The following is a 21,674-nucleotide window of genomic DNA, read 5'->3' as shown; positions in this document are numbered from 1 at the left end:
ATGATGCAGTGGCAGAAAATCAGCAACACCCCAACATCAAACAGCGATTCGGCAAAGCCATCCGGCGACGGCGACGCGAACTCGATTTGTCTCAAGAGGAACTCGCGGAGCGTGCAGAGATGCATCGCACGTATATTTCGGATATTGAACGTGGCATCGTGAATCCTTCACTGGAGGTGATTGAAAAGCTCACCGATGCCTTGAACACGACCGTTTCTGAGTTATTTGTGCAGTATGGGATCGATCACCAAGAAGTCCGCGATCACGATTCTGCTGAATAGACGGGACTGCCCTAGCTTGAAGCTGTTTCTGGAAGGAAAGAAATTCACTGAAAAAGTAGTTCCACTTTGAACATTTTGTTATGGATGCCCGCAAAAATAAAATCGAATTGCTCATCTTAAAATAGAGTAATTGACTAATGAGATATCACATTCGTAGTTTGGATATGGAATAATCGTCATCATCACAAACCTAAATCTTTCTGAATGCGAATCGCTGTGCTGAATCCATCAAGAAATCCTCTAGCCTCCTGCGGGTTAGAGAAGATTTCGTCACTCCAGAAGAACTCAGCCATCTCATTTAAGAGATCATTTGCAAACTTATCAAGGGGTATTAAACGAAGGGAACTAAATCTTCTAAGCATAGTTGGTGAGGCAACCTTACCACTATGTTTATAAATAGCTTTTGAAATCATTGAATAGATTGCTGCGTGATCAAGAGGTTGCCCTACAGTGCTTAAATTACTATTAGAGCCTAGGGAGAAGAAAACGAGACCGTGTTCGACATGAATTTGGGATCTCCATTCCTTTACCCATCTATCTAAATCTTTGCTTAAGACATTAGGGAGAAGCACACGGCGCGAGTTTTTCCCAAATTCAAAATAAATCACTGCACAATCGGCAATTCTCTCCGTAATTGCTAAATGTTCTACTTTAAGATGGCAGACCTCTTTAACTCTTAACCCTGAGTAGTAGATTATTGCACAAATCAAATATCGCTGCCAGGACTGCATAATTGCTCTATCCGTTCGTGCCAATCCTCTAGAATTCTTGATTTCACACTCTTTGTATAACTGTGAAAGGATTTCTTCACACTCATGAAGAGACAGATACTTTTCGTTAGTCACATAGTAATCTAGACCTCCTCTAAGAATAGAATTGGCTACAATTCTTTTCCGATACATCTTCTTTAGCAACACAAGCTCTTCAATATCTGCAAGAAAGGGGTCGCTTGAATTTAGATGAAATAGCCATTGTGAAACCTGAATAGCAGAACTGGAAATATGAAAATCCCAACCTCCGCGATATCCTTGCTCAATGAATCCCCATATGATGAACTCGCACAGTAAATCGGGGTCGATGATATCTTCTATCTCCAATTCGTGTACGGGTCGTTTTTTAACCTGATCTAGCCACCACATGAAGTGGCAAATATTTTTCAACAGTTCATCTGAGTCCGACTCAGATGGGAGAGAGGATACTCCTGTTACCTCTAAAGGTCCGGGCATTTCCCATGTTAAGTAAAATTTCTTCAACCCTACAGCAGGCAACTTTTTATATTTCTCTTGAAATCTTTGTCGGAACCGCAACCCGAAGTCATTAACTCCTAACTCATTTCTTTCAGAAAAAATTTGGCGTTGCAGTCTTAAAGGCAAGTCAGCGGGGCTTATGACAGGAATACTTTGTTCTAATATTTTGGATTGCTCTCGTGTTCGCTTGTTTTGCCCCTTACGTGCTGCCCTCAAATTTCTACCTTTAGCAGTTGAGCCTTCGTCGCCTTCAAGACACCCTGCACGAGCATACCATTCTTGACTTTGAATCCATTTAATAAATTTATTCAGTACAGATCGATAATTATCAGCAGTGCCTCTTCTGAGCTTACCGTCAGCTACAAGTGTCATTAGCTGCTGCGCGATCGCATCTTCAACTAATGGAGGTTGCCTAAATTCCTTGATTGAGACATTAGCAAGACACTCCTCAAAGTTTGACTCTATCTGTTCAGATGTATATTTTTGTCCTATCCATAAAGGTAAAACGTACTGCTTGAGTACAAATCTCAAGGTTGTTGTAAGACGCTTTTTAACTCTCACGGTCTCTGCTTGACTGAACTGGTCAAGGGCAATTTTTAAGTTAAATGAACTCATGGCGAAGTTACTCTAAGTTTAGTAAACAGAAGTATCAATATAACGACTGGAATGAAAATTGAGCTATATTTCGACTGAATTAGTGCTTAAATTTCATTCCGATTAGAGGACAACGCTATTTCACTATTTTCGCTTTTTACCGACCTTGATGAGTGTTTACAATGGCACCTCTTCTGACCCGGATTCAGAAGAAGTACTTCCTAGCATTCTAGTTCACTCGTCGGTACAGCTATCGAAGCCATCTAACAGTGCTTGCGCTGTTAAATGGCGCAAAACTCATAGTTCCAAAAATTTCACTAATTAACCTAAATTGTAGGTAGAGAAATTCATGAGCGACCATCCGTCAAAACTGCCTAAAGTTCGCCACTACTATGTTGATTCAACCCAGATTGACCTTTATCTAAGGGCTAATAACCACCCTACTGGAATAATCAGCGGTTCATCAGATTGCACTTCTTCGCTGAAAAAATCTTCAGGTTACAGGAAACTCAGGGTAATGCAGCAAGTTGATCAGAATATGGCTAAATTGCTGCAATCATGGGGTGGGTTTTGCCTAAGGGTTGGTCAAAGCTTTGGAAAGTTATTCAGCTTTCTGGGAATGTGGAAATTAGCAGATCCTGATCATGCACACTTGATAACTCTTGTCGATCAAAACTCAGGAAGAATTGTAGGTGCCGAGTTATGCTCGTCGCGCAGAAAAGTGAAAAGCGGAGTTTGGCTCTTAGTGGAGGCTTTTTCTAGTATGAAGGATACTTTGTGATGCCGTTGCCTAGCACCAACAGTTGTATTGACAGAAAGTCAAGCAATGTCACACCTCAAAATAATCGCCTAGCTTATTTTCCATCCGGGTATTCAGACGAAACGCTGCAAAGCTTGCTATCACGCCATTTGAGCCATCTAAATCATCCAAATCCTAAATCTGCTATTCAAGAATTGCTGGGGACATCAGGTGTCGCAACACTTAATGCTTTGCCAAGCCATTTGAATCGACTGATTTCTGTTTTACCACTGGGTCACCCCTACAGTGCTGATCAAATTATTGACTATCACACTTGTCTACCTTTCTTCGCTCCATTCTACCCTGTAGGACGAGAGCAGGCACTGCGCGAAGACATGAAAAGTGATCGAGGACTAAACGCCTATTTGCGTTCTGCGATCGCAAGTGGTTGTATTCGTCTACCCAGTTTCCTGCGCTATTGTCCGATATGTGTGACTGAAGACAAGAAGCGTTATGGAGAATGTTATTGGCATCGCCTACACCAGATACCTGGCAACGAAGTATGCTCGCTGCATAAAGTCTTTTTGGAAAAGAGTACGATTCAAGCACAAAGTCGTCGGTTGCGCTATCAGTTAATCTCCGCTGAAGAAGCTATTCAAGCAACGCTACCTCGATCGCTTGATTTGCTGAATCATTCTCATCAACATTACATCCAGATTGCAGAAGATGCAGAGTGGTTACTCAATCATCCAAATCTATCGCTAGGTTTAGAATCAATCCATAGACGATACATAGCACTACTAATTGATCGCGATTTTGCAAACTATCGAGGCATTATTCGCAATCGGGAACTGCTCAATGCTTTTGAAAATTACTATTCTCCTGAGTTTCTACGATCGCTTCAATCTGAACTTAAAGGAACTAGCAACTGGTTGTTTCGATTAGTGCGACCTCCGAAACACTCACAGCAACCATTGCATCACCTCTTGTTAATTCATTTTCTTGGGCATACAGTGGAGACCTTCTTCCAAGTTTCAGACGAGCTTCGTCCTTTTGGTTCTGGAGCTTGGCCTTGCTTGAATCCTGTGTGCAAATGCTACAAGCAGTTTTGTATCAATGAGTACGAGCTTAAATACGATAAAATTCATGGCAATCGCTTAACTGCCACGTTTAAGTGCGAATGTGGTTTCACTTACTCCCGTATGGGTCCTGATCCTTCGAGAGAGAATCTGTTTCAGGTTGGCAAAATCAAGTCTTGGGGAAATGTTTGGGAAGAGCATCTTAGAACACTATGGGGTGATTCAACCGTCACTTTGCAAGAAATGGCTGCTTATCTAGGCGTAGATCCCGAAACAGTTAAGTATCAAGCAGCTCGCCTCAATCTGGTCTATCCTAGACCAGGACGAACCGCTAAACAACTGCAAAGAACAGCTACGCCACAACTACAGTCAAACGAAGCTAAAGCGGTCGCTTCAAGCAAGACGATGCAGTATCGGGCTGGCTGGCTAGCCATCCTTGAAGAGAATCCAGAGGCTGGTAGAGCAGATTTGTCCAGAGATAATCAACGCGTTTATAGCTGGCTAAATTTCTATGATCAAGACTGGCTAAAAAATCACCTTCCGCTTTATAAGCAGCGTAGCCCTCAGTTAGCGTTTATTGATTGGCAACAACGAGATATTGATATTGCAACTGCCATGAGAGCCTCGGCAGACAAATTACGAAGCTTACCCGGAAAACCTCAGCGGATTACAAAAACAGCGATCGGTAGCGATAGCGGATATTTATCTCTTATTTGTAAGCAACTTGATCGACTACCAGTGACGGCGAGTATTTTATTCAAGATAACTGAGACAACCGAAGAATTTGCGATACGGCGAATCAAATGGGTTGCCGATTATTTTCGTCAAGAAGGCATTCAACCCAAACATTGGCAGATTGTGAAACAGGCAAACCTCAAACCTTACATAGCAGAAATACCGCAGGTGCAAGCAGCTATCATTGCAGTTCTGTCATCGTTTGAACTGACACACACTTCAGGAGATAACTAAATGGTATCTAGTAGAAACCATAACCTCGATAAGTTATCTTGGCGATTCGTCTCTCATGTACCATGCAGCAGCAAATCATACCGTTGTCTTGGTTGGAGAAGCAATAGAGCTAAATTGCATCAAAAAATTGATTTTAGTTTCTTCAGTACGAGCGTGATGGTTACTAGAGCAGGCTCTGATCCATCTGGAGAGCTAATTGGCGTTAATACTGCACACTTCACGATTGTATTCAGATTCTTGAGGTAACAGCAACATGGCTAAATATAAGGGGGAAATCTCTCAAGAAGCGATCGACAGAAAGCGTAGGGAGGGAAGAGGACAGGGAGAAGGACATAGTTATCTACCCTGGCTGACCATACATGAGGTACCGTCAGATGGTCGTGCCCACCAAGCCGCTGGCTGGAAGACAGACAAGCGTGACCACCAGTTATTGAGTGACGGAGAACTCCATTGTTTCTATGTCTTTGAGTGGGCGAGAAACGTTGTAGACATTCGAGAGCAATATCCACTTCCATTGGAGGCAACTTTGGAGATTGCAGAGTCGATGGGCGTGAAACATCCTTTACACCCAACGTCAAAGCATTCAACTATCATGACCACTGATTTTCTATTAACAGTCCAGAAAGGCGATCAAAGGGTTTTTCATCCGTGGTCTTTCAAATATTCTATAGACTTGAATGTTAAAGGTTTGCGTACGGCAGAGAAACTGGAGATTGAGCGCATCTACTGGCAATCTGTCAGAAATTGCCCTTGGTCACTTGTTACCGAGCGCCAGTTACCAATTCAACTCGCCAAAAATGTGGAGATTATCCACAAATCGCTTGATTTGACAGGCTTCAACTTAATTTACGATGAAGTTGAAGCCATTAATGCTTGGCTGACTCCAAGAATACAATTGCGAGACACAGCATTGAGACATCTGACAACTATGTGTGATACAAGCTTGGGATTTGAATGTGGTACTAGTCTCAGGGTTGCTTATCACCTCATTGCTAATCGACGCTGGATCATTGATATGCACTCTCCTATTGAACCTGGCAACATTCTGATTGTTCAAAATCTATAAAACTCATGGATCTTCTCATCAATAGTCTCTTTGATTGGCTTCTATCTGACGAGTCTGAAACTTACCGAATACTATGGCTCAATCCATCAATGACGCAAATGGCGATCATCCGGCTTTGGGTTGAGCGGCTAGAAACCTCAGTGATTCAGGTTTCAGATTTTAGGCAGGCAGTTGACAATCATCAAATTCGTCTACTTAAACACGACCCTTTTGCCTTGTATAGCCGTCCTGACGATATGTTTTCTGAAGCAGCACGTCAACAGAGAGATGCTGCATATGAGCTAATAAAACCCCTAGTAGTTGATAGCATCCCTCAGATTTTTGATCCACACCAACGAGGCAGTCTGATTCAAGAGGTGGCACGTAATACTCACAAGTCAAAGCAAACGCTGTACACGCAGGTGCGTATTTATTTCCAGCGTGGACAAACGCCTAATACATTGGCTCCCGATTTTCAAAACAGGGGTGGTCCAGGTAAACGTAAGACGGCTGGAGAAAAGAAAAGAGGACGACCAAATAAAAATGGTGAAACTACAGGAGTAAACATAACAGACGAAATTCGTCAGTATTTCGATTTTGGAAAGCAACTGCTTGAGAAAAGAGAAGTTAAAACTCAACTGGCGGCTTTTGATGCAGTAAATCAAAACTTCTTTAAATTGGGATATGAGATAAAAGAAGGGCAACCTGTTGCCATATTGCCGCCTGAACATGAGCGCCCCAAGATCTCCCAATTTAGAACTTACTTACGCGAAGAATTAGATATCGTCAAAATGACAGAAGCCACTATAGGCGAGAAACGGTTTCAATCCAATTGCCGCTCTATGCATGGCGACTCTACAACTATGGCCTTTTCAACAGGGTCTTTAGCTCAGTTCGATTCTACTCCGGTCGATGTTTATCTTACAAGCCAAATCGATCCTTCTCGAATCATCAGCCGAGTAACACTTTATCTTGGAGTCGATGTCTTTAGCCACATGATTGCGGCTGTAGAAATCAGTCTGAGAAAAGCGAGTTGGGAAGGCTTTAAAGTTGCTTTTTCAAGTGCAGCAACGGACAAAGTTTTGCTTTGTAAGCAGCATGGCATTAACATTACTCCAAACCAATGGCCCTGCAACAATCTCTTTGATGAACTCCTGACTGATCGAGGTGAAGGTAATAACTTGCAAAACAGATCGATCACAACCGCATTAGACGTAAACTTTTCAAATGCCAGCCCATATCGAGCAGACATGAAAGGAATCATTGAACAACTCATGAATATCATGAACGAGATTCTAATCGATGAGTTGCCCGGCTCAATTCCTGACGAAGTAGTTCGCGGTGATAGTGATTACCGTTTAAATGCTCGACTTGACATCAAGGCATTTAGACGACTTGTTTTACGAGCGATATTGTACTACAACCAGTATCAATACATACGCAACTATCCTGTTGATCTATTCATGATTAGCGATGGGGTACCGAAGATTCCAATAAAGCTTTGGAACTGGGGCATTGCTAACCGTGGTGGGTTACTCAGAAGAATAGACAATCAAGCCCTTATCCTGAACCTATTACCGAGAAGTAAAGCTTCTTTAACTCGTGACGGCATATACTTTAAGGGCATTTACTATGAGTGTGATATTCCCGAAATCCAAAGCAGGATTGATCGAATTGCAATTACTAAAAAGCGCGAATCTCTGTCTATTTCTCATCATCCTTTTGATAAAATAGATGAAATTTACCTGCATTTAGGTAAGGGAGAAACGGCGTTGTGTAAGCGAACGAATAATCCTAAAACTCAAGTATTTCCTGGTTTCTCATTTGAGGAGGTAGATAATTACAATATTTCAGAAACAGAGAGAATAAACGCTCAGATTGGTCAACAGCATCAGGGACGCGCTGAACTTCATGCACATCGAGATAGCGAGGTAGAGACTTCGACAAAAATTGCAGAGCAGGCAATTAGGGACAGCGGTCTGAGTCCCCATGCGCGCCTGAAGAACATACGCGAAAATACCAAGGCGGAACAAGAATTTGAAGCTCAGCAGTTGCAGTCTAGTTCAGATGCTGTAATTGATGCCCAAAACAATGAAGCCGAACTTATAGCGGAGAATGCGAATCAGGAAAGTTCTGATGTGAGGGGACAGTCAAGCTCAAATCAGAAAAGTTTTGTTCCCCGCCCCACTTATTCACAGTTATTACGTCAGTTAGCTGAGGAGGAGGATTGATTATGCAAAAACGCCCCCCATTGATTCAATACGCCACATATTCGCAGCCAATTAATAGAAAGTATAAAGGAAACCCTTTCATAGAAGCTCTGCCACCTACACTTGAGTATTCTGTGGTTGCCAAACTGCTCAAAAACGCTATTGACTTTCAGTCAGAAGATCGTTCTCTACCAGTTCATGAGCGATTGCAAACACTACAAGAAATACTGCTATGGCGTTGGCCTCTAACATTTAACATTGATTTGTACTATCTCTTCGATCGCATTATTCGTCCTGGATATAGAGGACGTAACCCGATACATAGGGATTTTTGGAATAACGTGCGGGCAGGTCGACTATTCTTGACTGACGATACCCCTTTACCAGATACAATGGAATCTACCGCCAGTTCTTTTGCTGTAATCGGTGATAGTGGTATTGGAAAAACTTGTGGTGTAAAAAGCGCATTGTCACTTTATCCTCAACTTATCCTTCACAGTGAATACAGTGATCAAACGTTCAACCGTCAACAAATTGTTTATTTAGTTGTTCCGTGTCCACCAGGTGGAGGATTAGTAGCCCTTTGTCATCGATTCTTTCGTAAAGTGGACGAGATTCTGGGAACTAACTACTACCGAATCTATACCCGTAATGGAAGAGCGGCAATAGGTGAAATGATTGGTCATATGTATACGGTTGTTCAGCTACATGGTATCGGTGTTTTAGTCATTGATGAAATTCAGAATTTAATAGACGCAAAGGCAAACGATGCTGATATTATGCTTAACACCTTTGTAGAATTCGTAAACGAACTATGCCTACCAATTGTTCCAGTGGGAACTCCAGAAGCCATTGAAGTCCTGAGTAGGGCTTTTCGTGATGCACGTCGTGTAAGTGGTCAAGGAGACTGTGTAGTCAAGAGAATGAAGCAAGACGAGCTTGACTGGGAGATCTTCGTCCAAAAGCTGTGGCAGTACCAGTATTTACAAAACTTTACTAAGTTAACTTCTGACTTGCGGGATGCACTTTATGATGAGTCGCAGGGTATTACTGATCTAGTGATCAAGGTTTTCATACTTGCTCAGATTAGGGCAATGACAACCGAAGAGGAGGCAATGCAAGAGGTTCTATCTCTACAAGCAATTCGTTCGGTTCGCGAATCACTCTCACTTCTTCAACCCATGTTGGAGGCACTTCGCTCTGGAGACGAGAGTGCATTGAGTCGTTACAAGGATCTTCACGATGCAATTGATATTAAGGGACATGTAAATGACGCTTTGCTCAAACTTCCTGTTTCAACGGTGAAAGTAGAAACATCCTTGAGTAGAACTGGTCAGCAGACTGGTGACCAGCGAAATAACATCTCCACAAGTAAAGAAGGTGGAAGTCCAAAAAAAACAAGGAAGGCAAAGAAGCAGAAGACTGTTATTTACAAAGGGGGAATATTAGAAGTAATCATGATTGGACGAACCAATGATGTCACTCCCTATGAATCTTTACTCCAAGCCAATCACATCCAAAACCTTGATGTCTACGTTTACTAAACCGTTTAATCAGTGTATTGCAAGTTTTGTAGTGAATTAAGAGCAGGGCTTTCAGATGCAGAATTCCGATTTTGAGAAGTGCAAGTAAGAGGTCTCATGAATTCTCATAACGCAGTAATTCCCTACTTCCCTACAGGTCGTCCTGATGAGCTTCTGTATAGCATGTGTGCAGCTTTTCAAGACCATATGCAGTTTCCTAGACCTCATTACACAATGGAGGCGCTATTTGGTTCTAAATGGGGACATGCAACTTACGATCTGCCAAATCGACTAGGGTACTTAGTTAATAATCTACCGCCTAGACACAGCTACACAGTTGACGAGCTTATTGACAATCATACGATGTTGCCTTTCTACAGTCCATTTTGCCCTCAGGAGCGCATTCAACGTGTTCGAGAAGTAATGCAGCATTCAGAGAGAGGTAGCGTTCATTCCCTTTTAGGAATTTTATATATGCGACAATTAAAATTCCTGCAATTTTGTCCTCTCTGTGTAGAAGATGATACAAATTTGTTTGGCGAACCCTACTGGCATCGTGTTCATCAAGCTCTTGGTGTAAAAGTCTGTCCAATCCATGCTGTTTTTTTAGAGGCAAGTCATGTATCTATTCAAAACCCAGCAAAGGCTGACACATTCATTTCAGCAGTAAAAGGTACTCATGATGTTACTCCGCGCCCTCTTAGCTTAAACAAGCTAGTTCACAAAATCCTTCTACAAATTTCTCGTGATGCTTTGTGGCTTCTCAATCAAAAGGGTTTAGTTTCTAGTTCTGAACAACTCCACGCAAGATGGATCAAAATACTAGTAGATAAAGGGTGGGCAACCTATCAAGGAACAACTAGCCGTCGTAAGGAGTTAAGCAGTGAATTTCTAAACTATTACCCTTCAGAAATACTCACGCTACTCAACTGCGAAATTCGTGTCGGAAAGGATGGAATGGATAGACATTCTTGGGTACATAGGTTAACTTACAGGAACAAGCAGGAATTACAGCCGATAACACATTACTTACTATTTATTCAGTTTCTCGGCCATACACTTGAGGAGTTTTTTCAGCTATCCCATGAATTTCGTCCATTTGGTTATGGACCTTGGCCTTGTCTAAACCCTGTATGTGAAAATTTTAAGCAGATCTGTATTAAAGAATTTTCGTTAGATTACTCCATAACACCTGGTCATAGACCAGTGGGTAGATTTCAGTGTGCATGTGGATTTACGTATGCTCGTCTGGGTCCTGATTCCAGCAGTGAGGCGGGATTTCGCTTTAGTAGGGTAGAGTCCTATGGAATCGTTTGGGAAACAGCTCTAAAAACATTTTGGGCGAATCCATACATTAGCGTACATGAAATGGCGCGAAGATTAGGTGTTCATGACAAGACTGTGAAGCGGCAAGCTGCTCGATTAAATTTACCGCTGCCAAGACAGGCAGTCTTTCCAATTGGAATTGGTGCAGAGATTACTCGTCGGCGATGCCAACCTTCAAAAGTAGATGAGCAACAGCTTTACCGAGACGAGTGGCTCGCTATTAGAGAAAAATGTCCAGAGGCAGAGCTGAAGGAACTGAGGATGTTAGCTCCTCGTGCCTACAATCGATTAAGTAGATACGATGCAAAGTGGTTTAGTGAGCATTGCCCTTCATCGACAAGGGTTGCCACACCTCGCACTTCTGGTCAGATTAATTGGTCTGAGCGAGATGCTGATTGGTCAAATGCTATTCTAGAGGCAGCAAATCTTCTTCTATTTTCCCCAAGTCGTCCTAAACAAATTACGGCATCTGTGCTGGGTCGGGAGATCGGAGAGTTAACAAAAATTAGAGGTAATCTTGACAAGCTACCGCTTACTACACAGGCTTTGGCTGAAGTTGTTGAAACACCTGAACAGATAGCTGTGCGTCGTATCCATTGGGTCACAGAGCGTTATCGCGAGGAGAACGTTTTTCCGACAAGAAATCAGTTCGAGAGACGGGCTGGCATTTATCCTAAAGTTAAGCAGTCAAATGTAGTTCAAGGGGCGATCGCAGCAGCACTCTCTACACTTAGCTTAATGAGGAGTGGAGCCAACGGCGCAAAATAGTGCTTCTTGGGAATGATTTCGGTAAAGCGGTAGCATTAGTGAGCTTGCTTGCAGTGGTACTGGTTGAAGCTTCAAGCATGGTTATGGTGGTTAATGATTAGCTCCTACGCAGCTTCAAAAGCAAAATTAACATAGGCACAAGCGATCGCTTGCTTCATAATTCACGCGTTGCACTTCTCTTGGATCAAGCAAATGAATAAGCACTTCCTACAAAGTCGCGCTTTGCCCTGATGGCATACAACCACTTAGCAAACAGTAATACTTATGGCACTAGCAGACTACTGTTGTTCCAATCGTCACGGCAACTAAAAATAGCTGTCGTCTAACTCTGCCATTGGCTGAATTGGACTTGCGATCTTTAGGCAGAATTAACCTACTCAGGACACTCCGTTGCCGTTCGCTATGCCCCAATTCTGCTTGGAATTGGTACGGGGTATTACTGAACTATACACTTTTTAATTACCCATAATTCTGAGAAGCTTTTCTAACTCGTTCTTCACAAATCTTAAAGGTTTTCTCATAAAGTACTAGTTCAGATAACTATTACCTAGTCCAGATAATTATTATGAGTCCAAGTAATTATTGTAAGTCCAGGTAATTATTATTCCTGATCACGGACAAAAACCGCTGTTAGTCTTCTAACGGAGTGGACCCGATCGCAGAATGCTCAGAATCAACCAAAGACCCAGAAAACTCGCCGCTGCGAACAGTACATCACTGACCCAATACACCTGACTCGATTGAGTATTGGAAGAGATGATTGCGGCTCCCATAATCAACGAGCCAACAACGATACTGAAGGACAGTCGATTCGCTGAAGAATCGATCGTGCGTCTGATAGGTTCTGCTTCACGAATCGAGAAATTCCACTGCAACGTTTCAGAAGTAACGCGATCGAGCAACAATTCCACCTGTCGCGGAGATTGCAGCGATAGATTTTTCACATCTAACGCGGTTCGTAATAGTGCAATGAGCGGAGCTTCCCCAACAATCTGCCGCTGAAATACCTCGGTCATCATTGGGCGAATTTTATTTGGAATGTTGAAATTCGGATCAAGCGATCGAGCAATCCCTTCTAAATTCGCGATCGCTTTTGCACAAAGTCCTAAGTTTCCAGGAACGCGCACTTTGTTATCTCGAACCACTTGCAGCACTTCATACACCAACTTACTAAAGTTGACTTGCGAAATGTTCATACTATAGTAGCGGCGCAATAATCGATCGAACTCTGTTTCGAGCTTGACGCGATTAATGGGTTGTACAGGTGGCGCAAGTTGGAGCACTAATTGAGTACACCTTTGAGCATCGAGATTGACGATCGCTAACACCAGTTCCAAAATAAGCTGCTGTGTTCTCGGATCAAGTCGCCCGACCATGCCGCAATCAAGCAATGCAACTCTACCATCATTGAGATAAAAGACATTTCCCGGATGTGGATCGGCGTGGAAAAAGCCATCTAAACAAATCTGCTGGAAGAATGCTCTAAGTAATAGGGTTGAAATCTCTTCTCGCGCTTGTAAATCTGTGGTGCCATCAAAGCTGATCGGCGGAAAAGCAGACAGAATTGCCCCACCATCCAACCATTCCATTGTGATCAGCTTATCAGTGGTGTATTCCCAGTAGATTTGCGGCACAACTAGCTGATTGGAATTAAACCAACGAGTATTACTTAAATTCTGCCGGAGTTGATCGGTATATCGCGCTTCTTGAGTGAAATCGAGTTCATTTCTCAGAGCTTCCGCGAATTCTTCAGCGATCGACACAATATCGTAGTACTGCCCGAATTCCGTCTGAGCGACTAACCGCGCAACCAGACGAATCAGAGAAATGTCTTGCTCAACAACAGAACTCAGTCCCGGACGCTGAACTTTTAGCGCCACGGCTCGACCATCTTTTAAAACGGCTCGGTGCGTTTGCGCGATCGAGCCTGCCGCAACTGGCTTGTAGTTAATCGAGGCGAAAATTTCTTCGATCGGCTGGCTGAATTGTTTTCGCAACATCACTTCGACTTCAGCCCAATCTATCGGAGGTACTTCAGCTTGAAGAGTAGACAGCGCCTCAATATACTCAGCAGGTAAAAGATCGGGACGAGTGCTAAGAAGTTGTCCGAGTTTGACGTAGACCGGACCGAGATCAACCAGGATATTTCGTAGGACAGCGGGCGGGGGCAGTTTCGGCTCATCGACCTTACCACCTGTGAGCAGTCGCCGCATATAGTCCCATCCATTTCGGAAAACGACTTCTACGATTTCACCTTGACGAGAGCTAGTTTGAACAAGTCTAGAAAACATAGAAGAAATGGGAACAGGGCTGATTTCTAAAGTAACGTACGGCAAGGAAATTCAGCTATCTACTTTCAGAGGGAAGAGAGTCGGAAAACCGATCAAATCGATCGTAAAAAAACAAGTTAGGCTATGACTAATCGCGATCGAGAGTTTTTCCGTGGAGTAGCGCATGAATCGATTCTGGAGCGTGGCAAGTAAAGCCTTGGGAAGTGTCTTTCTATGCGGTGGTGGCGTAGTGTCGATCGCGCTTTCGCTGACGATTTTAGCGCTGCAACCTCCAGTTTGGGCTTCCACGATTCTTGTGATTCTACTCGTATTTTTCGGGCTAACTCCAAGTGCGATCGGCGGTTTACTGCTCTACGCCAGCTCTAAGGCGAACCGTCACGCAATTCGCGATCGATTTTTTCAATTACTCCATCTCAAGCAGGGACGGATTTCGCTGCTTGATTTTTCCAGAGCCACTCGACTTGAGCCAGAAATCGCTCGTCGTCATCTTGATCTGTGGGCGCGTGAATATGATGCGAATTTCGAGGTGAGTGACGCGGGTGAAATTTACTATGTGTTCTCAAATGAGGCAATTCCGCTGCCGCCTGCGAGTCAACCGTTTGAAGTTGCGCGGCAAGTCGTGAGAGAAATTTGGCGATCGTTCTAGCTGAAGACAACTTCTTTGCTTTAGGAAAGTAGAAATATTTTCGTCATATTCGATACAGAAATCTCAAACTATTTATTAAAGTTTTGAACTCGATTTTTATCGATTCCTGAATTGCATTGATCGCATCCGGGGATCAAATAAAGATCGGGTAAATGTGATTTAAATGCACTTCCATCTTTAGGTAGAAAGATTAGAATATTGAGTGTCAAGTTTACTTCATAAAACTGTTCGACGAAGCTTAAAAAAATTACGAGAAATTTTCAAAAAATCGTAGTTAGTCCGTAAGCTTTGTTACAATATATGAAGCAAATCCGATACATAAATGTAGAAGCTGGATTTGTCTCTCCAGAATCTAAAGACATCGCCCGTAATGGCTTCATTCATTGTTGTAGTACCCTTCACGGACGACCTCCCGACATAGTTCACTTCACAGTTCGAGGAACGTTTCAGCATGAGCTTTCGGAAACTCGACGGCTCCGCCCAAGAGCGCGATCGTCACGATAGAATTGCCTTTTCTAGTTGGGTAGCTCACCCACTCGCTACACCTCACCAGACTCGTGTTAAATTTGCTCCCCTCGCTCCCCTGCGTCGCAAACTTGACAATCTTGAAGTCCGCGACTCAAAATTTGCTCATTTTCTAGCAGAACGCATTCCCGCTCAGTGTCCGTTTGAGCGCGATGTAAAATTATTTGGTCGGACACTTTTCCACATTCCGCCGATGTGCAAATTGAATCCGCTTTACGATGAAGTCGTCGCACTCCGCTTTCGTGCTTTGTGTTATTTGGCGGATGAATGTGGCGAAGATATCAGCCAATATTGTTAGAAGTTACCTAAATTTAATCTTGTACAGCAGCGGTTTCTCTAACCGCTTTTTTATTGCGATCGATTGCGCTTGTAACAAACCCGCAATTCACGTTTCTAAATCGATCAATTTACATTCTGAAAAACTAGCAGAATGCCACTCTCACATCGATAAACTTTCATCTCGATCGCGGATCTCTTGGGGACGAAGTGGTATGTTTGAAATTGAAGCAAGTAACTGCTTCCCTGGCAGATCAAACAGCCAAATCCAGTTCAATTCAATGAGGTCAAGACGCTGTTTTACTCTACATCTGTCTCGTTCGACGGCAACAGCACCCAACGCACGAAATTTGATATTTCCTCTTCTGGCATACCAGGGAGTCCTGCAATAAATTGGCGCTAAAAATTATTTTGTGTTCAATTTGTGCAACTCTATCTAGAATGGATTTACTTGAGGAAATCACTCAGAGATTAGGCAACTGGGTGCTGTTGTACTTTTAAACGAAAAGGCAGATTTCAGCATGGCGATCATTGCGCTGAAGGCGTGGTATTTGGAACAGTATGAACCCATTCGGGAACTTGAAAAACGTCCCCACGATTTGAGATTGAGCAAAAATAGTCTGCTGAAATCGGGATTAAGGGCTGATTTTCTAGAAGATAGCGATGAAGTGAAGAAATCAACGTGGTTTCAACGCTATCTTCAAGGTGAAGTGGTTGAATTCTACATCGAGGGAAGTGGCGGTTACGCGATTTCTAATATTGATCTATCGAGCCACGAAATCTATTTCTCAAAACAAGAAGTGATGGCGAATTTAGAGCCTGAAATCTTCTTTTCATATCAGACCGAGTTTACAGATTCCGGCGATTTGCTGCGCGATGAACTCGAATCGGTAATTGATAGCCTAAATCGTCGATCGCGTCTCCCAATTACGCTACGAGAATCTCATCGATTGAGTGAAGGCGCGATTCGGTTAAATAGCTCTTTGATGCGATCGATTCGTCAGTGTCTTTTATTTATCGGCGATGGAACGACGATCGCGCAAATTCCCGATACGCCCCCGTTATTAATTCCCAGCCCGAAAGTCTGTGTCGAGATGGGGTACGCGCTACAAAGTAAGCGATCGGATCAAATCCTTCTAGTGCAGATGGAACGATCGGATATGCCGGGACAATTTCCGTTCGATATGCCGAGCCAGAACCGATTAGTGTTCAAGGATAAAACGCAGTTGCGGAAAGCGTTGCCGAAAGCGATCGAATCTCAGTTGCAGCGGTTTAATTTGTTGTGAGTTTGAGAAGTCTTCTCGCTTCGATTTAGTCCCGCCCCGGAATGGAATTCGGGGCGAATGAGCAACGAAGCGCAAAAATCCATCAAATTCACTTTAATTTGCCGTGAGTTGTCAAAAAATTAGAAGCTCCGGATTCTGCAAAGATCCGGAGCTTTCCAAACGTCTGAAGAATCGATTAATCCTGAACTTCACTCAACGCATATCGAGCGATCGCTAATGTCAATTTCGCCTGTTCGGTTTCCGACAATTTCGCCCAATCGGTTGCTTTTACAGCCGGTTGCTCGCCCCGCATCGAATACGCCAACGGACGCGCCAATACTTGTAAATCCTCGTCTGCCCACTGCGGCAATGCTTCCTGCACACAGAGCACGAGTTGATCCGCCAAATTCGCTGAAGAATCTGCCAGTTTCTGAGCTTGACGAGCGATCGCATTTAGAATCGATTGCGGTACTGTCGCGAACTTCTGAGCCAAAGACGATTCGAGGGTAGGAGCCGCAAACAGCGAATCGAGATGAGCAAAAAACGCATCCGCCCGATCCGAAATTTCGTCATCGGAAAGTGAATCGATCGAAAACTTCTGCTCTAACGTGTTGAAAAACGATTCCGATTCTCGGTCAGCCGGATTCCAAGGATAAGCGATCGCGCTATCGGGAATTTCCGCCACTTCGACCTTTACCACGTCAGCATTGTCAGACTGCACCGACACCGCTTCCGATTCAAGCAACGCATCTAAAAGCGCCTGCTGCATTTCAAGAGAGTTAGAAGAACCTGCTTCGTGTGCCATGACAATAATCCGCATCTGTAATGAACTAGGGTGGGTGTGTTTGATGGCTATAGCTTCAACCCGATTGTTGCCAGTTCCGTAACTGACCTATCAATTTACGCTAAATCGCCTAGAATTTCCAAATCTTTATGATCGAGATCCGTATTTCTCAGGGTAGATCCTTAATTTCGCCCATCCGCTGGCGATACCAAAAATTCCAAAATCGAGTTCTGCGACCCGCCAAACTTGATTTGTGCCCCTGAATAAAGTGGCACTTCGTAATTGTGAACTTTCTGCCAGCCATTCACGGTCGAAACCCAAGTCCCATAGCGCGAGAAATCCCGCAAAATGTACATCGGCTGCATCTGGTCAGCGCTCCGATAAATAATTTCAGCGTGTCTACGGGAAACTCCAGGTTCGTTTGCTAAAACCAAATCATTTTCTGCACTCATGCCGACTTTCATAATGCCGCCGCGAATCGTCCATACTTTGGAATTTTCTAGCGATCGCAAAGATGCCACCGGATTTTGCAGTCCCAACTGGCTTGGAGTGTGCGGAATTTGGGTCATGCCTTCCTCGATCGGCTTAATCAATTCCCCGTTAAATTCCGGGTGCATGTATAGAACGGGAAGCGTCCAAGCCTGATGATTGAACCGAAATAAAGTCAGTAAATGCTGACGAGCGACCGCGACCGCTTGATCGATCGGCATTCGATCGGTCAACGCCTGCGCGAACGTTGCAATAAAACTGAGCGCTTCTTCATCGGTGATCGAATCCCGCATCGCTAACACTGCCGGAACTCCGTGATGCAGCAGCACCTCAGCCAAACTACTCCGGGGAATCGATTTTCCGCCCTGATCTTCTGGCTGCGCTCCCCAACAGGCATTAAACACCGCTAATTTCACTCGACAGCGGGTTAAAACTTGCGCGAGTTCTGTTCCATTCATCGGCTGATTTGGGCGCAGAAACAGCAACCCCCCATCCGCAGCGGGAACCCCATGACCCGCGTAAAACAAGACATTATAATGACCGTTTTCTAATCGATCGATGAGTTCTCCCGAAGTCGGCTGCAACAGCGTATCGACAAAACACGGAGCCGCCAACCGATTCGCCCCTTGCCGCTCTCGTAAAATTCTCGATAATGCGATCGCTTCTTGCTCTAATTTCAGCCGCTTCAATTCATCGCGCTTGTGGTTATCGAATCCGCTTGGTAAATCCGGAGCCGCATCTTGTCCGAGAACGAGCAGCACGTTTAAGCTAGTTTCCGATCGCAAAGCAGGCAACCCGTCCACATCGCTCGTAGTCCGACTAAATAAAAGCTGCTGACTCAGAGAAATTGCCTGTTTTCCAGCATCGCTCTGCATAATTTCCCAAGGAAGCGAAATTAGCTCAGGATCGCGCACATCTAACCGCAATCTCAGCGCTTTATTTTGTCCCTGAGCGATTCCCTGACTGCGATTGAGACTTCCTTGAATCACGCCATCAAACAGCCACTGCCAGAGATTAATCCCCAAATTTTGCATCAACCGGGTACTACGGGGGAGCGGCTGACCGATCGGAGGTTCGAGCGCTTCTACTGGAGGAGCCACTACTTGCGAAACGTGCGGTACATTCGGAAGACCGCGTGAGGAAAACATTTCCTGCCACGATCGCCAATGATGCGTTGATTCATCCGTCCACAAACAATCTCGTAATAAGTACCCACCGCGATACGGAGCTTCGATCACATGAATCGCAAAATGTTGAGCTTGAGAGGCACGCAGCCGTTCGATCGCGAGACTTAAACAGGGAAGTTCAGACGGTGACATGAATCAGCAGGTGGGTTAACTCCGGAATTTTAATCTTAGTCTATTGTGCGGGTGGGGTGGTCGGTTTCGTCGGGGCACAGGCTCTAAGCTGTTCAGCCGAAAGCGTCGGACGAGTAAAAGACGGAAGCGTATCTTCTTGTTGCCACCCCGCATTCCCGATTCTGACTCCATTGGGTAAATTGACCGGAACCGTACAGACCTTCAATCGAATCCAGGGAGCAGCATCAGAAGTCGATCGCTGTTGTGTCTCAACCTGCAAGACTGTTCCAGGCGGAATCGAAACAAAGGCTCCGGTTGCCTCCGGTTTACGGAAGAGTCTCGCTCCCGCTTGATCGATGCGGATAATTGTTCCAGAGGTGAGGGGTTCTGGGGAAGCAGGAACGGGAGGAACGGTTGGAGCAGTCGTGGTTGGGGCTTGCGTTCCGAGTCGGGCGATTAATTCAGGCGCAAATAGAGCGACGATCGCACCTGCAATTCCGAACATTACTAGGAGAACAAATCCGGCTCTTAGCCAAGGAGTTCGACGCGGTTGCAGTTCGGTTCTCAGTCCAGGTGGAGAAGTCGCAGGCACAACCACTTGAGTTGGTTTTGCTAAGACCGATTTCACCACGGTTGATTTTCCAGTTTCGCGAGTTTGACAGTGGATTAACCCGATCGTTACGTTGTCGTGACCGTTCTGCGTGTTGGCAATTTCCACCAGTCGTCGCGCTACCGTTGCCGGATTCGTTTTTCCATCAAGAATGGGTACGATCTCGCTTTGCCAGTATTCTTCAACGCGATCGTTATCGCTCAATCCATCCGAACACAGCAAGAACACACAATCCTGATCGAGCACAAATCGCTGCACCGTTGGGCGCAGATAGCTCGAACTGCCCATTCCTAAAGCCTGTACGAGTGATCCGGCTGACGGATGCTGTAACGCTTCTCGGTAAAAGGTATAGCCTAATCGGGCTTCTCGCGAGGCAACATCATCATCAAGTGTCACCTGATAACAGCCTTGGCGAGTAATTCGGTAAGCGCGACTGTCCCCCACATGCGTCAGAAATAGTTCATGTCCTTGAACCAATCCCATCACAACGGTCGTTCCCATACGTTGCCGTTCTTGTCGCCGCTCAGCATCATTCTTTTGCGCGATCGCATCATTCGCTGCACAGACCGCCTCTTCTAATCTCGATTCCAAGTGGTTTGGCTCGATCGATCGCAGTTCATCAACGATCGTTTGAATCGCTAAATTTGAGGCAACTTCTCCGCCTTCGTGTCCCCCAATTCCATCACAGACAATGATTAGAGGCTGATTCCCGCTGGTTCCGCTCGATGGATAGCAAGCATCTTCGTTTGTTTGGCGGCTTGGACCTTGATCGCTCAATGTAGCGATTTGAATCTGGCGCGATTGTTGAGATGCCTGAGACGCGATCGCAGCATCCAACACCTGATTCAATTCATCGATGCTCGTTCCTTGGATCAAATTCTGACAAAGCTGCTCGAAGAAATCCGCGATCGCAGGTTGAGCTTGCCAAGTTGACCAGAATTTTCCTAAATCTGCCAGCGTTGCCGAATTGAAATCGAGTTCTAAAATTCTGACGGTATCGCCATCTACAAAGATGAGATCGGGATCTAACAGCGTCGAGGCAGCTTTTTCAATCGCCAGCGATCGCCAAAGTTGCGCGAGTTGTTGCAGAAAATGAAGCTGACGAAATCCACTGCTCGAATTCCACACTTGCACTAATCGCGGCATCAATTGCCCGGATAAATCTTCTCCCCGCTGCGATCGCGCCCCACTCGGATGAATTGGAGCCGATTCTAGAAAGAGAATTCCACCTGTCACCGCATACGGTTGAGGAATGGCGGGACGTTCTCCCATCAGATGCAAATAAGGCTCAAGCGGTGGCGGAATCTCGATCGCGGTCGGTGGAAGTCCTGGTTTAGTGTCAAGCGCAATCTGATCCGATTTGAGGAGAAAGCGATCGTCGATCAATGTCCCCGGTGGCTCGGTGGCTCCCACTGCCCAGAGATACCGCTTTGGAATCCGCGTTTGGCAGTGATGACAAAACTCCTGGCTTTCGGGATTGAGCGCCTGACAGAAATAGTTGGGGCATTGCACGATCGGATCAGTTTGCATTGAGAAATTGAGTTTCTACGGTTGGCTCAGTTCCAAGTCGCTGCACATGAGGTTGAGCATTTCCCACTCTAGCAATTTTTGTCGATCGAGCGTGGATTTGGCTGCAATTCCGCGTTTACCCCCGTTGCGATCGCGTTCTTCTGAGGCACAATAAACCAGTTTTTACCGAGATTGGCTAT

General features: G+C 44.8%; 15 protein-coding genes. 10 read left to right on the top strand and 5 right to left on the bottom strand.

Features of this window, described 5'->3' with window-relative positions:
- Positions 1–8: 8 nt before the first annotated feature.
- Positions 9–281, top strand: a complete 273-nt coding sequence (locus NIES2104_RS20540) for a helix-turn-helix domain-containing protein (RefSeq protein ID WP_059000103.1) — start codon at positions 9–11, stop codon at positions 279–281.
- A gap of 182 nt (positions 282–463) precedes the next feature.
- On the opposite strand, the gene NIES2104_RS20535 is transcribed toward NIES2104_RS20540, so the two are convergent.
- Positions 464–2,143, bottom strand: a complete 1,680-nt coding sequence (locus NIES2104_RS20535) for a site-specific integrase (protein WP_059000102.1) — start codon at positions 2,141–2,143, stop codon at positions 464–466.
- A 328-nt stretch (positions 2,144–2,471) separates the two neighbouring features.
- Here NIES2104_RS20535 and NIES2104_RS31910 point away from each other — a divergent pair, with 328 nt between their 5' ends.
- From NIES2104_RS31910 to NIES2104_RS20505, 6 genes are all read left to right on the top strand, one after another.
- Positions 2,472–2,903 (top strand): hypothetical protein, encoded by a 432-nt coding sequence (locus tag NIES2104_RS31910; protein ID WP_156427007.1) that lies wholly within the window; start codon positions 2,472–2,474, stop codon positions 2,901–2,903.
- Positions 2,903–4,909: a TnsD family Tn7-like transposition protein gene (locus tag NIES2104_RS20525; protein WP_059000100.1), complete on the top strand. Its 2,007-nt coding sequence runs from the start codon at positions 2,903–2,905 to the stop codon at positions 4,907–4,909. Before NIES2104_RS31910 ends, NIES2104_RS20525 begins: the two co-directional genes overlap by 1 nt.
- Positions 4,910–5,162: 253 nt before the next feature.
- On the top strand, positions 5,163–5,975 hold the full coding sequence (locus NIES2104_RS20520) for a heteromeric transposase endonuclease subunit TnsA (RefSeq protein ID WP_059000099.1): 813 nt from the start codon (positions 5,163–5,165) through the stop codon (positions 5,973–5,975).
- 5 nt (positions 5,976–5,980) lie between these two features.
- Positions 5,981–8,185, top strand: a complete 2,205-nt coding sequence (locus NIES2104_RS20515) for a hypothetical protein (protein ID WP_059000098.1) — start codon at positions 5,981–5,983, stop codon at positions 8,183–8,185.
- Positions 8,186–8,187: 2 nt separating this feature from the next.
- The gene (locus tag NIES2104_RS20510) at positions 8,188–9,708 is read left to right on the top strand and encodes an ATP-binding protein (RefSeq protein WP_059000097.1); all 1,521 of its coding nucleotides are present in this window, start codon (positions 8,188–8,190) and stop codon (positions 9,706–9,708) included.
- A 96-nt stretch (positions 9,709–9,804) separates the two neighbouring features.
- The gene (locus tag NIES2104_RS20505; RefSeq protein ID WP_059000096.1) at positions 9,805–11,781 is read left to right on the top strand and encodes a TnsD family Tn7-like transposition protein; all 1,977 of its coding nucleotides are present in this window, start codon (positions 9,805–9,807) and stop codon (positions 11,779–11,781) included.
- 638 nt (positions 11,782–12,419) lie between these two features.
- Here NIES2104_RS20505 and NIES2104_RS20500 read toward each other — a convergent pair.
- Positions 12,420–14,072: an AarF/ABC1/UbiB kinase family protein gene (locus NIES2104_RS20500; RefSeq protein WP_059000095.1), complete on the bottom strand. Its 1,653-nt coding sequence runs from the start codon at positions 14,070–14,072 to the stop codon at positions 12,420–12,422.
- A 163-nt stretch (positions 14,073–14,235) separates the two neighbouring features.
- On the opposite strand from NIES2104_RS20500, the gene NIES2104_RS20495 reads away from it, so the two are divergent.
- The 3 genes from NIES2104_RS20495 (at position 14,236) to NIES2104_RS20485 (ending at position 16,805) form a co-directional block, all read left to right on the top strand.
- Entirely contained in the window at positions 14,236–14,718 is a 483-nt protein-coding gene (locus NIES2104_RS20495) for a hypothetical protein (RefSeq protein WP_059000094.1), read from the top strand.
- A gap of 451 nt (positions 14,719–15,169) precedes the next feature.
- Positions 15,170–15,541 carry a Mo-dependent nitrogenase C-terminal domain-containing protein gene (locus tag NIES2104_RS20490; RefSeq protein ID WP_059000093.1) on the top strand — a complete coding sequence of 124 codons (372 nt, stop codon included), beginning with the start codon at positions 15,170–15,172 and terminating at the stop codon, positions 15,539–15,541.
- Between the two features lie 499 nt (positions 15,542–16,040).
- On the top strand, positions 16,041–16,805 hold the full coding sequence (locus NIES2104_RS20485; RefSeq protein ID WP_059000092.1) for a hypothetical protein: 765 nt from the start codon (positions 16,041–16,043) through the stop codon (positions 16,803–16,805).
- Between the two features lie 175 nt (positions 16,806–16,980).
- Here NIES2104_RS20485 and NIES2104_RS20480 read toward each other — a convergent pair whose 3' ends face one another.
- From NIES2104_RS20480 to NIES2104_RS20470, 3 genes are all read right to left on the bottom strand, one after another.
- Complete coding sequence (locus NIES2104_RS20480; protein WP_082690046.1) at positions 16,981–17,604, bottom strand: hypothetical protein; 624 nt, start codon at positions 17,602–17,604, stop codon at positions 16,981–16,983.
- A 146-nt stretch (positions 17,605–17,750) separates the two neighbouring features.
- On the bottom strand, positions 17,751–19,376 hold the full coding sequence (locus NIES2104_RS20475) for a CHAT domain-containing protein (RefSeq protein ID WP_059000091.1): 1,626 nt from the start codon (positions 19,374–19,376) through the stop codon (positions 17,751–17,753).
- A 40-nt stretch (positions 19,377–19,416) separates the two neighbouring features.
- Entirely contained in the window at positions 19,417–21,495 is a 2,079-nt protein-coding gene (locus NIES2104_RS20470; RefSeq protein WP_059000090.1) for a PP2C family serine/threonine-protein phosphatase, read from the bottom strand.
- Positions 21,496–21,674 lie beyond the last annotated feature (179 nt).

The organism is Leptolyngbya sp. NIES-2104 (assembly GCF_001485215.1).
Lineage (GTDB): Bacteria > Cyanobacteriota > Cyanobacteriia > Leptolyngbyales > Leptolyngbyaceae > Leptolyngbya.
Note: the sequence above shows the minus strand (reverse complement) of the source record. Positions and strands in the feature narration are given on the sequence as shown.